Below are 11737 nucleotides of genomic sequence, written 5' to 3' on the forward strand. Positions count from 1 at the left end.
TTGAGGGATGACGATCACCGCCGCCGCAGACGGCTCCGCCCTGGGCAATCCCGGCCCCAACGGCTGGGCCTGGTACATCGACGACGACAACTGGGCCGCGGGCGGATCCCCGCACGGCACCAACAACCAGGGTGAGCTGCGGGCCGTGCTCGAGCTGCTGCTCGCGACGGCGGGCATCTCGGAGAAGCTCATGATCGAGTGCGACAGTCGCTACGTGATCGATTCGGTGACCAAGTGGATGCCGGGGTGGAAGCGCAAGGGCTGGCGCAAGTCCGACGGCGGGCCGGTGCTGAACCGCGACCTGCTCGAAGGCATCGACGAGGCGATCCGCGGGCGCGACGTCGAGTTCTCGTGGGTCAAGGGCCACGCCGGCCACCCCCTGAACGAGGCGGCAGATGAGCGCGCGAACGCCGCGGCCAAGGCGTACCAGGCGAAGCAGGAGCCGCGCCGAGGGCCGGGATTCACGCTGGCGACGGATGCCGGCGCAGCCGCGGCAGCATCCGCCCCGATCGCCGCCGCTGCCACGCGCGCGGAGAATGCTCCTGATTCGTCGCCGACCGTCGCGACGGCGATCGCCGAGCCGCTGTGGGCCGAGCCGTCCGATCTGCTCGACAGCCTCTATGCCCCGGTCGACGACCCGATCGAGGTGCGGCTGGCACTCTCGAGCGACGAGCACGCCCGACTGCGCGACCGCGCCGAGGCCCAGGGCGTCACGCTCGAAGAGGCGCTCCGCCGCCTGATCTGACGCGCCTCGACCACAGCGCGCCCGCGTACACTCGCACCATGTCGAAGAAGAATGTCGCACGCACCGTCGGTCGGATCTTCCTCGGTTCCTTCCTCGTCTTCGCGGGCGTCTCGCATCTGACGTTCGCGCGCGAGGAGTTCCAGGCTCAGGTGCCCGACTGGGTGCCGCTGGATCCTGACGTGACCGTGCTCGCTTCCGGCGTCGTCGAGGTCGGTCTCGGCGCAGCACTCCTCGTCGCACGCAAGCGCCGGGGACTGGTCGGTGTGCTCGCAGCGCTGTTCTTCGTCGCCGTCTTCCCCGGCAACATCGCGCAGTGGCTGGAGCACCGCGACGCCTTCGGGCTCGACACCGACACGAAGCGCTTCGTACGACTGTTCTTCCAGCCGGTGCTCATCGCTCTGGCGCTCTGGTCGACGCGCGCTCCGCGTCGCACATCCGCGGGCTCGTCCGACTCGTAGCAACGGATCCTCGTTCACGATTCAGCATGAACGCGGGCAGGACAGCAGAAGAGGAGGCGGTTCTCGCGAGAACCGCCTCCTCTTGCTGAATCGTGAACGTCAGACCGCGAGCAGCTCCCGCTCGAGACGTGCGTACGAGGTCTCCATGCCGTCGGCCATGCCGGTGGCGAGGATCATGTCGCGCGTCTCCTTGTCGGGGTACTCGATGTAGAGGGTGATCAGCGTCGCGCCGTCCTCTTCGTAGAGGTTCAGGTCGTTCAGCGTCTCGACCGGCATCCCGACCATCCGCTCGGTCTGCACCGAACGCCGAGGCGCGTCGATCAGCAGCGCCTCACCCTCGAAGCCGAACGGCTGCCCCTCGGTGTCGCCGACCGGCGCCCACGAGTTGCGGTACGTCTGGCCCACCTCGGTCGCGACGACGCATTCGGTCATCTCCCACCCGTCGGGTCCGAGCAGCCACTGCTTCATGAGCTCGGGCTCGTTGTGGGCACGCCAGACCAACTCGCGCGGTCCCTCGACGAGGCGGGTGATGCGCACGTGGGTGTCATCGAGCAGCTCGACCTGCGTGCCCTTGCCCTGCGCGTAGTCGCGGAGATCCTGCAGGACGGCGTCGAGCTGGCTCATCGCGAGCTTCGTGCCCTCGATCATCCCCATCGATACGACCTGCTCGAGCGCGTCGGCAGACGCGAAGTAGCTCGTGGTGACCATGCGCGCGCCCTCGGCGGTCGGCTCGAACGAGAAGACCATGCGCATCGAGGGCAGGTCGGGGTCGGGCGTGCCCTCTTCGTCGGCGAACGCATCGAGCACCTCGAAGCCGTGCGGGGCCTCGATGCGCAGGAACTCCCATGTGCCCGACGCCTTCTCGCCGCGAGGGCCGTTCATCGTGTAGTTGGCCTTGCCGCCGACGGTGTGGTCCCAGGCGGTGAAGGTGGCCGGCCATCCGGGAGGGCCCCAGAAGCGCTCGAGCTGGCGCGGGTCGCTGTAGGCGTCCCAGACCCGCTCGATCGGCGCCGCGAAATCGGCGACGACGGTCATGGTGAGGTTGTCGGCATCGGTGGTGACATCCGTGACGGGCATGTCAGTCTCCTTCTTCGGTTCGTGAATCATCGGTGGTGTCGGTGCTGGTCGTGTCTGTCGTGTCTGCACGAGGAGCCGGCGTCTCGGCCAGCAGCTCGTCGAGCCGGGCGATGCGCGACCGCCACAGCTCTTCGTATCGGGCGAGGAGCGCCCTGGCGCGGGCGATCATCTCGGGGTTCGCGCGGACGAGCCGCTCGCGTCCCTCGGCGCGCTTGACGATGAGATCCGCCGCTTCGAGCACGGCCACGTGCTTCTGCACCGCGGCGAACGACATCTCGTATTCGGAGGCGAGGGTCGAGACGGACTGCTCCCGCTCGATCGTCCGGCGCAGGATGTCGCGCCGGGTCGACGTCGCCAATGCGTGGAACACACGGTCGACCTCCGCTTCGCTCAGTTCTCTTTGTGCAACCATTTGGTTGTACGTTATGCCCGAGTCGAGCTGATGTCAAGAGGTCTCGTGAGCGAATCGGAAGAAGGCGCATGAGTTCCGTACGGGCGTGTTCCACGCGGGCGGGATGGACCGTAGGACTGAGGCATGACCCTTACGGAGATCCTTCCCACCCTGCGCCTGAGCATTCCCGACCCCCTCGCCATCAACCTCTGGCCGATGCACACACATCCGATCTTCTCCGACGTCGTCGTCGGTGGAATCTCCCTGACCAGGCTCGTCGAGCTCAACGGCACGCCGGCGCTGCTCACCGGAGACCTGCCGCGTCCGGGCATGCCCCGCGAGAGGGCTTTCGGTGGGGGAACCGACGTCACCGTCCTGGTCTTTCGGGTCACGCTCCGCGTCGACACGCAGGAGGACAAGCGCATCGCTCTGACCGACTGCGCTTTCGACGGCGTCTCAGCGCAGTGGAGTGAGTGTCGTCTCATCGGACGCACCTCGACCAGCAGGAACGCGCGCATCGAGCTCATCCCCGGCGACGTCGGCGGAGCCTCGTGGCCCCACCCGGTCACGCTTCTGCCGAGCGACCTGAGAGAGGGCGATTTGCTCGCCGTCCCTTGCGCGGGCGCGATGACACTGCACGATGTGCGGCCCCGCCCGGCCGTCGCAGGCGGCGAGCCCAGAGTGTCCCCTGCACTGGCCACCTCACGCACGGACATCTCGTGAGCGTGATGCACAGCATCGTGTCGACATCGATCCTGCTGCGACACAGGCCCATCGACCGCCGCCTTTCGGCACCTGGCGACCTCCTCGCTCGTGACGACAGCGGGGCCAGCGCAGCGAGCCAGACCCGATCGAACGATCGTGCGGAGGACTCGGAAGACGACCAGTGGCACGGCAGATGCATGAAGTGAACGGCGAAGGCCATTCGCGCAAGACGAACCCCCGCCCGTTCGATCGCCACGTCTGCAAGGAGCGCATCCCGGTAGACCGAGACCCACGTGCGCTCGAATGCGTCCGTCGTCGTCACCCCGCGCCGCACGGGGAAATCAGCCCCGGGCAGGGTCCTCGTCGTTGGCGACGGCTTCGATCCAGTCGACGTCCTCATCTGACAATGCAATTCCGGGCGTGGCACCCCGCCTCCCGGCGGTGGGGTCCACCGACACGTCGGCACCGTTGATCGCGGAAGCCACGTCAGTGGGGATGGGCTCGCCATTGTGGGCGATGAGCCACTCACGCGTCTCCGGTGCCAGCGTCGGCCAGATCTCTTCGATGCTCATACCCGCGATCATCCTCCTGGCCGGTGGTCCGGCGCTAGCCGACGTGAATGGTGGGGTGCCGCACTGTCGGCTCAGAGACTCCGCGTCGTCGCAGCCACTGCCACGATGTGCCCGCCCTTGCGCTCGACCCGGCGCACCGACGAGGGGTCGACGGAATCGCGCTCGAGCATGCGCCAGGGTCGCGCCGCGATGTCGGCTCCGCCCGTCGCGCAGGCGAGGCGGGCGAGCGGTGAGAGCACACGCCAGAAGCCGTGCGGCGGCTGCATGTCGGCGATGCACGCCCTCGCGTCGGGGCGCAGGCACGCTCGCGCTCGCTGCCACGCCTCCTCGCGCTCGGTGATCACGCTGAGCGAGTAGGTCGCGAGCAGAGCGTCGGCTCGGCCGTCGCCGCCACCACGCAGGTCGGTCACGGCCCGGGCCACCTCGTCCGACCGCAGCTCGGCGGCATCCGCCCGGATAAGACGGACCCTGTCACCCCAGCCCTGGTGATCGATCCGTCGCTGTGCGACGGCCAGCATCTCGGGGCTGCGATCGATGCCGATCACGATCCCTGACGGCGCCGTCGCCGCGAGCAGCAGCGCGAAGTTCAGCCCGGTCCCGCATCCGAGATCGATGACGACATCGCCGGGTCCCGAGTCGAGCAGCGCGATCCCCGCCTGCCGACCGGCCCGATAGACCAGGCGCTCGCCCGAGAGCACGTCGTACCAGCGCGCGCCCACGCCGTATCGCCGCATCAGTGCCGCCATCCGCCCTCCCGCTTCCGGGTCCACTCTAGGCTTCAGGAATGAGCACTCCTTCTCGCAGATCGGCGCGCGCACTGACCGCACGCGAAGCAGGCGGACGCACGTGGGACCTGGTCGTGATCGGGGCCGGCAGCGCCGGACTCGTCGGGGCACGCACGGCTGTCACGCTCGGCGCGCACGTGCTGCTGATCGAGGCGCACCGGTTCGGAGGCGAATGCCTGCACACCGGTTGCGTGCCGTCGAAGGCTCTCATCGCGTCGGCCGCCGCCGCGCACGCTGCGCGCAGCAGTGCGGGGCTGGGTGTGACAGCGAGCGAGGTGCACGTCGACTTCCCCGCCGTGATGCAGCACGTGCACGCCGCGATCCATGACATCGAGCCGGTCGACTCCCCTGAGACTCTCAACCGAGACGGCATCCACACGCTCACCGGTCGCGCGCGGTTCGACGGTCCCCGCTCCGTCGTGGTCGACGGCGAGCGCATCGCGTTCCGTGACGCGCTCATCGCCGCGGGAAGTTCGCCGGTGCGCCCGTCGGTCGAGGGCGAGGCATCGATCGACGTCCTCACGAACGAGACCTTCTGGGATCTGGATGCACTGCCGGCACGCCTGCTCGTGCAGGGCGGTGGCGCGATCGGCTGCGAGATCGCACAGGCGATGGTGCGACTGGGCAGTCAGGTCACGCTGATCCACCGAGGCGATCGGGTGCTGCCGAAGGAGGATCCCGCGGCGAGCGCCGTCGTCCTCGCAGCTCTCCGTGCAGACGGCGTCGACGTGCGCCTCGGCACGACCGTGCGCTCTTTCGACTCCTTCCGGTCTGACGACGCTCCGTCACCATCGGGCACCGCCCAGCTGAGCGACGGCACGCAGGTCGTGTTCGATCGCGCCCTCGCGGCACTGGGACGTCGGGTCGAGGTCTCCGACCTCGGACTGTCGGCGGCCGGTGTGACCCTCGATCAGCGAGGAGCGGTCGACGTCGACGCCTCGCTGCGCACGTCGAACCCGCGCATCCGTGCCGCCGGCGACGTCACCCCGCTGCCGCGCTTCACGCACACGGCCGGCATGTACGGCAGCGTCGCCGCGACGAACGCCGTGCTCGGGCTCTCTCGCAGGATCGACGCCGACGTCGTGCCCCGCATCACCTTCACCTCCCCCGAGGTCGCAGCCGTCGGCGTCTCACCCGCCGCTGCGTCGGCACGCGGGATGCGCGCGGTCGTGCAGCATCACTCCCACCTCGATCGGGCGATCGCCGACGGCCACACCGACGGCTTCACGAGCATCGTGGTCGATCGGCGGGGGCGGGTCACCGGCGCCGTCATCGTCGGGCCGCGGGCCGGAGAGTCGCTCGCCGAGTACACCACCGCGGTCAAGGCCCAGATGAGCGTGCGCACGCTCGCGACGACGATGCATGCGTACCCGAGCTACTCGGATGCCGGATGGAACGCGGTCGTGAAGGAGGCGCAGCGTGGCCTCCGGGGCGGGGCAGTCGGGTTCGCGATCGGACTCCTGGCCCGATTCCATCGCCGCAGGCGCTGAGCCCGACCGCTCGCCATGTTGCTCAGCGCAGGCTGCGGTAGCCGACGACGATGCGCTGCACAGCGCTCACCGCGACGAAGAGCGACCAGACGAGCGCGATCTGCCATGCCCAGAACGGCAGGATGAGCCACAGCGCGTGCACGGCGATGGTCTCGGTGCCCTCGGCGATCCGCCCGAGGAAGGAGAGCGATCGCCCGTCGTCGATCGTGCGCCCTGTGCGCTCGGCGATCGAGGAGAAGGCGAGGAAGGCCGTGCCGTTCACGTAGTAGACGAGGAGCACGACGAGGAACGGCCACCACGGAGCCCCGAACTGCGACGTGGCACCGAAGGCGACTCCGACGACCGTCGCGCCGTAGACGACGAAGTCGGCGGTGATGTCGAGGAATCCGCCCGCGTGGGAGGGCGCGGACTCCCGCCCCGGCGACTCAGCCAGCCGTCGGCGGCGTCGGGCGAGGGTCCCGTCGAGCCCGTCGGCGATGCGCGAGACGAGCCACAGCACGAGGGCGACCCACCACAGCTGGAATCCGGCCGTGACGGCGGAGGCGACGCCGAGCACGAGCCCGAGCACCGTCAGGCGATCGGGAGTGATCCCCGGTCGGTCCAGGGCAGCCGCTGTCGCCTCGAGCGGTCGTGCGAGCACGGCCCGCAGAGAACGGTCAAGCATCGTGACCACCTTCGGTCTTCCGCGCCGACGACGAGCGGTCGCCGTTCCGGCGGCGCAGGATCGCCGCTGCCAAGACGCCGCCGAGGATGAGCACACCCAGCACGGCCACCGCCACCCAGAAGGGCGGCCCGAGCTCGAGCCCGAACGCGCCCAGCGCCACGTAGGCGGCAGACCCGGGCAGGATGCCGATGGCCGTTCCCAGTGCGTAGTCGCGGCGTCGCACCGCCGTCAGGCCGGCGCCGTAGTTGATGAGCGTGAACGGGATGATCGGCACCAGCCGCGCTCCGAGCACCGCGAGGAATCCGCGATGCGCCAGGGCGGCGTCGAGGCGCGCGACCCGGGCTCCGGTCAGCCGCTCGACGGCCTCTCTGCCGAGCGCTCGACCGATCACGAACGAGGCGGCGGCGCCCAGAAGGGCTCCGACGTAGACGAGCACGAGCGCGAGCCAGAAACCCCACACGAGGCCCGCCGCGATGGTGAGCAGATTCTTGGGCACCGGTGTCAGCGTGAGCGCGGCGTACCCCGCCACGAAGAGCAGCGCGCCACCCGGCCCGAGACCTGCCGCCCACTCTCTGACCACGTCGATGTCGCTCGGAGCGAGGAAATACCCAACCGTTCCGACGACGGCGACGAACAGGAGGAGAAGCAGCAAGCGGACGATCGCCGACCGCTTCGAGGGGGCGTCTCTGACACGCGAATCACCAGCGTCCACAGCATCCTCCCCGACTCCTATACCCTAGCCCGGCGCGATATGCCGGCACACCGATTCCGAAGCGAGGAACCCCGATGAGCAGCACCCCACGACGGTATCGGAGGAGTGCGGCTCTCGCCCTCGCGGTGCCGCTGATCGCCCTCACCGCCTGCGCGGCCCCCGAGAGCAGTGCATCGACGGCCTACGAGGACTGGGACGCGGTGCTCGAGGATGCCGAGGGGCAGACCGTGCAGCTGTGGATGTACGGCGGCGACGATCAGGGCAACGCCTACGTCGACGACATCCTCGCCCCGGCCGTGGCGGAATACGGAGTGACGCTGGAGCGTGTACCCGTCACCGATACGGCGGATGCGCTGAACCGCGTGTTCACCGAGATCCAGGCCGGCCGCGATGACGGCACGGTCGACCTCATCTGGGTCAACGGCGACAACTTCCGCACCGGCAAAGAGGCCGATGCCTGGCTGTGCGGCTGGACCGATCTGCTGCCGTCGATGGCGGCCACCGACCCCGACGACCCGCTGCTGCAGTCCGACTTCGGCACTCCCGTCGACGGCTGCGAGGCTCCGTGGCACAAGGCGCAGTTCACACTCGCCTACAACGCCGAGGCGATCCCGAATCCGCCCACCACCCTCGCGGGAGTGCTCGACTGGGCCGAGGCCAACCCCGGACGCTTCACCTACCCGGCCCCGCCGGACTTCACCGGTTCGGTGTTCGTGCGCGAGGTGCTGGCGAGCGTCTCGGGCGGCGCCGATGAGGTGCCTGCCGCGTATTCCGACGAGGCGTTCGACGAGCTGAGCCCTGCTCTCTACGATCGGCTGAGCGAACTCGCCCCGAGCCTGTGGCGCGGGGGCGACACGTATCCTGCGAACGAGGCCGAGCTGGGCCAGCTCTTCGCCGACCGCCAGATCGACATCACGATGACCTACGGCCCGGCGACCCTCACGGATCTCGTCGCCGACGGCACGTACCCGCCCGAGACGACCGTGCTGCCCCTCGAAGACGGCACGGTGGGCAACGCGAGCTTCCTCGGCCTGCCGGCGAACTCCGACTCGGTGGCGGGTGCCATGGTCGTCGCGAACGTCGCCCTCTCGGTCGAGCAGCAGGTCGCGAAGGCGCAGCCCGACGTCTGGGGTCAGTTCACGGTCCTCGACATCGAGAGCCTCTCGGACGCCGACCGGGAGCTGTTCGACACCCTCCCCGAGTCGCCCGTCGTTCCCGGCTACGAGGTGCTGTCCGAGAACGCTCATGGCGAGCTCGCCGCGGAATGGGTCCCCGCCCTCGACGAGGGCTGGCGCACGGGCGTGCTCGACCGATGAGCTTCGCGCCGGTGGCGCGCCGTCGGGGGAGCGCCGGTCAGCTCCTCCGCGGCGCGATGCTGGTGCTTCCCGCTGCCCTCGTGACTCTGCTCGTCGTCGGCGGAGGCATCGGCGCCACGCTGCTCCAGGCTCTCGGCCTCATGCCCATCGCGGGTCCGGTGACGCCGGGGATCGAGGCGTTCCTCGCGCATCCGGACGATCTCGCGGCCGCGACCGGGGTGTCGATCGCCGTCGCGGCGGTGTCGACGATCATCGCGGTCGTCGTCGGCACCGCCGCCGCGGTCGTCATCGCTTCCGGGCGGGTGGGAAGTCGCCTGTTGGCCGCCCTCGGCGCGACCGCCGTGACCGTGCCGCACCTCGTCGGCGCTGCGACGATCGGGCTCCTTCTCTCCGACGCCGGAGTGCTGCCGCGGCTGCTCGGCATCCCGCCCGAGTCGTGGGCCCCCTGGGTCGGCGGACCGCTGTGGGCTGCGGCGATCGCGGAGTTCGCGTGGAAGGAGTCGGCGTTCGTCGCGCTCGTGGTGACCGGCACTCTCGCCACCCGCATCGCGACCTACGACGAGACCGCCGCGCTGCTCGGCGCGGGTCGGTGGCGCCGCTTCCGTCACGTCCTGCTTCCGCTGACCACCCCGACCATCGTCATCTGCGCGGCGATCAGCTTCGTCTACGCACTCGGGTCGTACGAGGTCTCCTGGCTGCTCGGCCGCACCTACCCCGAGCCGCTGCCCGTGTTGGCCGTGCGACTGTTCCAGGGCGTCTCTCTCTCCTCGCGTCCGGAGGCCGCCGCGGTCGCCCTCGTCACCTGCGCGATCGCACTCGTCGCCGTGGCCGGCACCTTCGTCGCGCTGCGGCGCACCGCGGTCTGGCGGTGATCCCATGACCTCGAGCACCCTCACGACGCCACGCGGCCCCGGACGTGTCATCCGACTCGCTGTCACCGCTCTGCTGCTGGTCTGGTTCGCCCTGCCGTTCCTTCCCCTGGTGCTGTGGGCGTTCGCCGACGGCTGGTCGTTCCCGTCGCCCCTGCCCACAGCCTGGGGAGTCCAGGGCATCCAGGCTGCGCTGGGCTTCGGCCTGCTTCCGGGATTCGCCCGGTCCGTGCTGCTCGGGCTGGTCGTCGCCGCGATCGCCACACCGCTCGGAGCCCTGGCCGCGCGGGCGCTGACCTTCGGCACCGTCCCCTTCCCCCGCACGATCTCAGCACTGCTGCTGGCCCCCATCGCCCTGCCGCCGTTCGCCGCTGTCCTCGGAGTCAACGTCCTGCTGTTGCGGGCCTACATCCCTCCCGTCATCGGAGTGGTCCTGGTGCTCGTGGTCTTGGCGCTGCCATACACGACGTTCGTGATGCGCACCGCATACGGCGCCTACGACCTGTCGTACGAAGAGGAGGCTCGGCTGCTCGGCGCCGCCCCCTCTCAGGTGCTGCGCCGCGTGCACCTGCCGATGATCGCGCCGGCCCTCGCACGGGCCGCGTTCCTGGCATTCCTCGTCGCATGGAGCGACTACATCGTGACCGTCATCGTCGGCGGAGGCGAACTCGTCACCCTTCCGCTGATCGTGGCAGGAGCTGCCGCCGGACTCGGCAACGACGCCGCCGCCGCCGTCATGTCGCTCGGAGCGGTCATCCCCCCGGTGCTCCTCCTCGTCGCCGTGCTGACGCTGCGCGGATCCGGCCGAGCCGCTCGCGGAAGGCACCGCAGGTCGCCCGCTCCCCCGAGTCCCGCTTCAGCCGCCTCCTCTTCCCGCCCCACGACCTCAGGAGCATCCGCGTGAGCGCCGACCTCGTCCTCGACGGACTCGACAAGAGATTCCCCGGCTCGCCGACGCCGGCGCTGCAGGCGTTCTCGCTCACGGTGGCCGCCGGCACCTGCACGGCCGTGCTCGGCCCCAGCGGGTCGGGCAAGAGCACCCTGCTGCGGGTCATCGCCGGACTGGAAGACCCGGATGCCGGAACGGTGCGCATCGGCGGGACGGATGTCGCCGGCGTCGCCGCCGAGCACCGCGGCGTAGGGATGGTCTTCCAGCGCTCGCTGCTGTTCCCGCATCTCACGATCCTCGACAACGTAGCGTTCTCCGACCGCGTGACGGGCATGAGCCGCAGGGCTGCCCGATCCCGTGCCGCGGAGTACCTCGAGATGGTGCAGCTGCACGGGTTCGGCGACCGCCGGGTCGGCGAGCTGTCGGGCGGTCAGGAGCAGCGGGTGGCGATCGCGCGGGCTCTCGCCGCGGAACCGGCGGTGCTGCTGCTCGACGAGCCGTTCAGCGCCCTCGATCCCGCACTCCGCAGCGACATGCACGACCTGCTCGAGGCCGTGCGCGACGCGGTCTCACCCACCATCGTGTTGGTCACTCATGATCGTGACGAGGCGGCACGGGCGTCGGACCGTATCGCTCTGCTCGAACACGGCGTGCTGCTGCACGAGGGCACCGTGCTCGAGGCGTACCGCCGCCCGCAGAATCTGCGAGCGGCACAGCTCATGGGAGGTCGCAACGAGGTCGCCGGCGAGGTGCGCGACGGCAGCCACCACAGCGCGCTCGGCGCGGTGCCGGTTCCGGCTGAGACGCCGACGGGTTCCGGAACACTCGTGATCCGGCAGGAGGACGTGGCCGTGCTCGACGACGATCGAGCGGCGCCGTCTGGCGCGATCTCGGGTGTCGTGGAGTCGGTCCGGGTGACCGGCGCGCGCTCCGACATCACCGTCCGATGCGGCGACGCCCTGCTGCACGCAGAGGCACCGCCGACCCAGCGGTGCCGGATCGGCGACCGGATCCGGCTCGTGCTGCCGGCCGCCGCCGTGCACGTCGTCGCAGACTGATCCGCG

At 70.0% G+C, this 11737-nt stretch carries 14 protein-coding genes; 8 read left to right on the top strand and 6 right to left on the bottom strand.

Annotation, left to right across the window (positions count from 1 at the left end; all coding sequences use genetic code 11):
• The first annotated feature begins 7 nt into the window (after positions 1–7).
• Positions 8–745 (top strand): ribonuclease H family protein, encoded by a 738-nt coding sequence (locus ASF63_RS05880; protein WP_056510712.1) that lies wholly within the window; start codon positions 8–10, stop codon positions 743–745.
• Positions 746–783: 38 nt separating this feature from the next.
• Positions 784–1203 (top strand): DoxX family membrane protein, encoded by a 420-nt coding sequence (locus ASF63_RS05885; protein WP_056510715.1) that lies wholly within the window; start codon positions 784–786, stop codon positions 1201–1203.
• A 99-nt stretch (positions 1204–1302) separates the two neighbouring features.
• Here the strand turns inward: ASF63_RS05885 and ASF63_RS05890 are convergent, their stop codons facing one another.
• Together ASF63_RS05890 and ASF63_RS05895 are read right to left on the bottom strand one after the other, a co-directional pair.
• Complete coding sequence (locus tag ASF63_RS05890; protein WP_056510719.1) at positions 1303–2280, bottom strand: SRPBCC family protein; 978 nt, start codon at positions 2278–2280, stop codon at positions 1303–1305.
• A 1-nt stretch (position 2281) separates the two neighbouring features.
• Positions 2282–2692, bottom strand: a complete 411-nt coding sequence (locus ASF63_RS05895) for an ArsR/SmtB family transcription factor (RefSeq protein WP_056510721.1) — start codon at positions 2690–2692, stop codon at positions 2282–2284.
• Between the two features lie 123 nt (positions 2693–2815).
• On the opposite strand from ASF63_RS05895, the gene ASF63_RS05900 reads away from it, so the two are divergent.
• Entirely contained in the window at positions 2816–3394 is a 579-nt protein-coding gene (locus tag ASF63_RS05900) for a hypothetical protein (protein ID WP_056510725.1), read from the top strand.
• 323 nt (positions 3395–3717) lie between these two features.
• On the opposite strand, the gene ASF63_RS05910 is transcribed toward ASF63_RS05900, so the two are convergent.
• Complete coding sequence (locus tag ASF63_RS05910) at positions 3718–3948, bottom strand: hypothetical protein (RefSeq protein WP_056512743.1); 231 nt, start codon at positions 3946–3948, stop codon at positions 3718–3720.
• 71 nt (positions 3949–4019) lie between these two features.
• A complete protein-coding gene (locus ASF63_RS05915) occupies positions 4020–4694 on the bottom strand; it encodes a class I SAM-dependent methyltransferase (RefSeq protein WP_056510730.1) in 675 nt (224 codons plus the stop codon).
• 38 nt (positions 4695–4732) lie between these two features.
• On the opposite strand from ASF63_RS05915, the gene ASF63_RS05920 reads away from it, so the two are divergent.
• Complete coding sequence (locus ASF63_RS05920; RefSeq protein WP_082477862.1) at positions 4733–6223, top strand: dihydrolipoyl dehydrogenase family protein; 1491 nt, start codon at positions 4733–4735, stop codon at positions 6221–6223.
• A 22-nt stretch (positions 6224–6245) separates the two neighbouring features.
• Here ASF63_RS05920 and ASF63_RS05925 read toward each other — a convergent pair whose 3' ends face one another.
• Both ASF63_RS05925 and ASF63_RS05930 read right to left on the bottom strand, forming a co-directional pair.
• Positions 6246–6887 (bottom strand): CDP-alcohol phosphatidyltransferase family protein, encoded by a 642-nt coding sequence (locus ASF63_RS05925; protein WP_056512751.1) that lies wholly within the window; start codon positions 6885–6887, stop codon positions 6246–6248.
• Positions 6880–7599 (bottom strand): TVP38/TMEM64 family protein, encoded by a 720-nt coding sequence (locus ASF63_RS05930; protein WP_056510734.1) that lies wholly within the window; start codon positions 7597–7599, stop codon positions 6880–6882. Before ASF63_RS05930 ends, ASF63_RS05925 begins: the two co-directional genes overlap by 8 nt.
• A gap of 74 nt (positions 7600–7673) precedes the next feature.
• On the opposite strand from ASF63_RS05930, the gene ASF63_RS05935 reads away from it, so the two are divergent.
• The 4 genes from ASF63_RS05935 to ASF63_RS05950 are packed head-to-tail and all read left to right on the top strand — an operon-like array spanning position 7674 to position 11731.
• Positions 7674–8915 carry an ABC transporter substrate-binding protein gene (locus ASF63_RS05935; RefSeq protein WP_056510740.1) on the top strand — a complete coding sequence of 414 codons (1242 nt, stop codon included), beginning with the start codon at positions 7674–7676 and terminating at the stop codon, positions 8913–8915.
• The gene (locus ASF63_RS05940) at positions 8912–9787 is read left to right on the top strand and encodes an ABC transporter permease (RefSeq protein ID WP_056510741.1); all 876 of its coding nucleotides are present in this window, start codon (positions 8912–8914) and stop codon (positions 9785–9787) included. The genes ASF63_RS05935 and ASF63_RS05940 overlap by 4 nt, the downstream gene beginning before the upstream one ends.
• A 4-nt stretch (positions 9788–9791) precedes the next feature.
• Positions 9792–10688 (top strand): ABC transporter permease, encoded by an 897-nt coding sequence (locus ASF63_RS05945; protein WP_082477866.1) that lies wholly within the window; start codon positions 9792–9794, stop codon positions 10686–10688.
• Positions 10685–11731, top strand: a complete 1047-nt coding sequence (locus ASF63_RS05950; RefSeq protein WP_056510744.1) for an ABC transporter ATP-binding protein — start codon at positions 10685–10687, stop codon at positions 11729–11731. Before ASF63_RS05945 ends, ASF63_RS05950 begins: the two co-directional genes overlap by 4 nt.
• Positions 11732–11737: the final 6 nt, after the last annotated feature.

The sequence above is a fragment of the Microbacterium sp. Leaf320 genome, assembly GCF_001423485.1.
Classification (GTDB): domain Bacteria; phylum Actinomycetota; class Actinomycetes; order Actinomycetales; family Microbacteriaceae; genus Microbacterium.

Coding starts and splice junctions, on each gene's coding strand:
- ASF63_RS05880 (WP_056510712.1), top strand. CDS start 8: ATGACGATCACCGCCGCCGCAGACGGCTCCGCCCTGGGCAATCCCGGC.
- ASF63_RS05885 (WP_056510715.1), top strand. CDS start 784: ATGTCGAAGAAGAATGTCGCACGCACCGTCGGTCGGATCTTCCTCGGT.
- ASF63_RS05890 (WP_056510719.1), bottom strand. CDS start 2,280: ATGCCCGTCACGGATGTCACCACCGATGCCGACAACCTCACCATGACC.
- ASF63_RS05895 (WP_056510721.1), bottom strand. CDS start 2,692: ATGGTTGCACAAAGAGAACTGAGCGAAGCGGAGGTCGACCGTGTGTTC.
- ASF63_RS05900 (WP_056510725.1), top strand. CDS start 2,816: ATGACCCTTACGGAGATCCTTCCCACCCTGCGCCTGAGCATTCCCGAC.
- ASF63_RS05910 (WP_056512743.1), bottom strand. CDS start 3,948: ATGAGCATCGAAGAGATCTGGCCGACGCTGGCACCGGAGACGCGTGAG.
- ASF63_RS05915 (WP_056510730.1), bottom strand. CDS start 4,694: ATGGCGGCACTGATGCGGCGATACGGCGTGGGCGCGCGCTGGTACGAC.
- ASF63_RS05920 (WP_082477862.1), top strand. CDS start 4,733: ATGAGCACTCCTTCTCGCAGATCGGCGCGCGCACTGACCGCACGCGAA.
- ASF63_RS05925 (WP_056512751.1), bottom strand. CDS start 6,887: ATGCTTGACCGTTCTCTGCGGGCCGTGCTCGCACGACCGCTCGAGGCG.
- ASF63_RS05935 (WP_056510740.1), top strand. CDS start 7,674: ATGAGCAGCACCCCACGACGGTATCGGAGGAGTGCGGCTCTCGCCCTC.
- ASF63_RS05940 (WP_056510741.1), top strand. CDS start 8,912: ATGAGCTTCGCGCCGGTGGCGCGCCGTCGGGGGAGCGCCGGTCAGCTC.
- ASF63_RS05945 (WP_082477866.1), top strand. CDS start 9,792: ATGACCTCGAGCACCCTCACGACGCCACGCGGCCCCGGACGTGTCATC.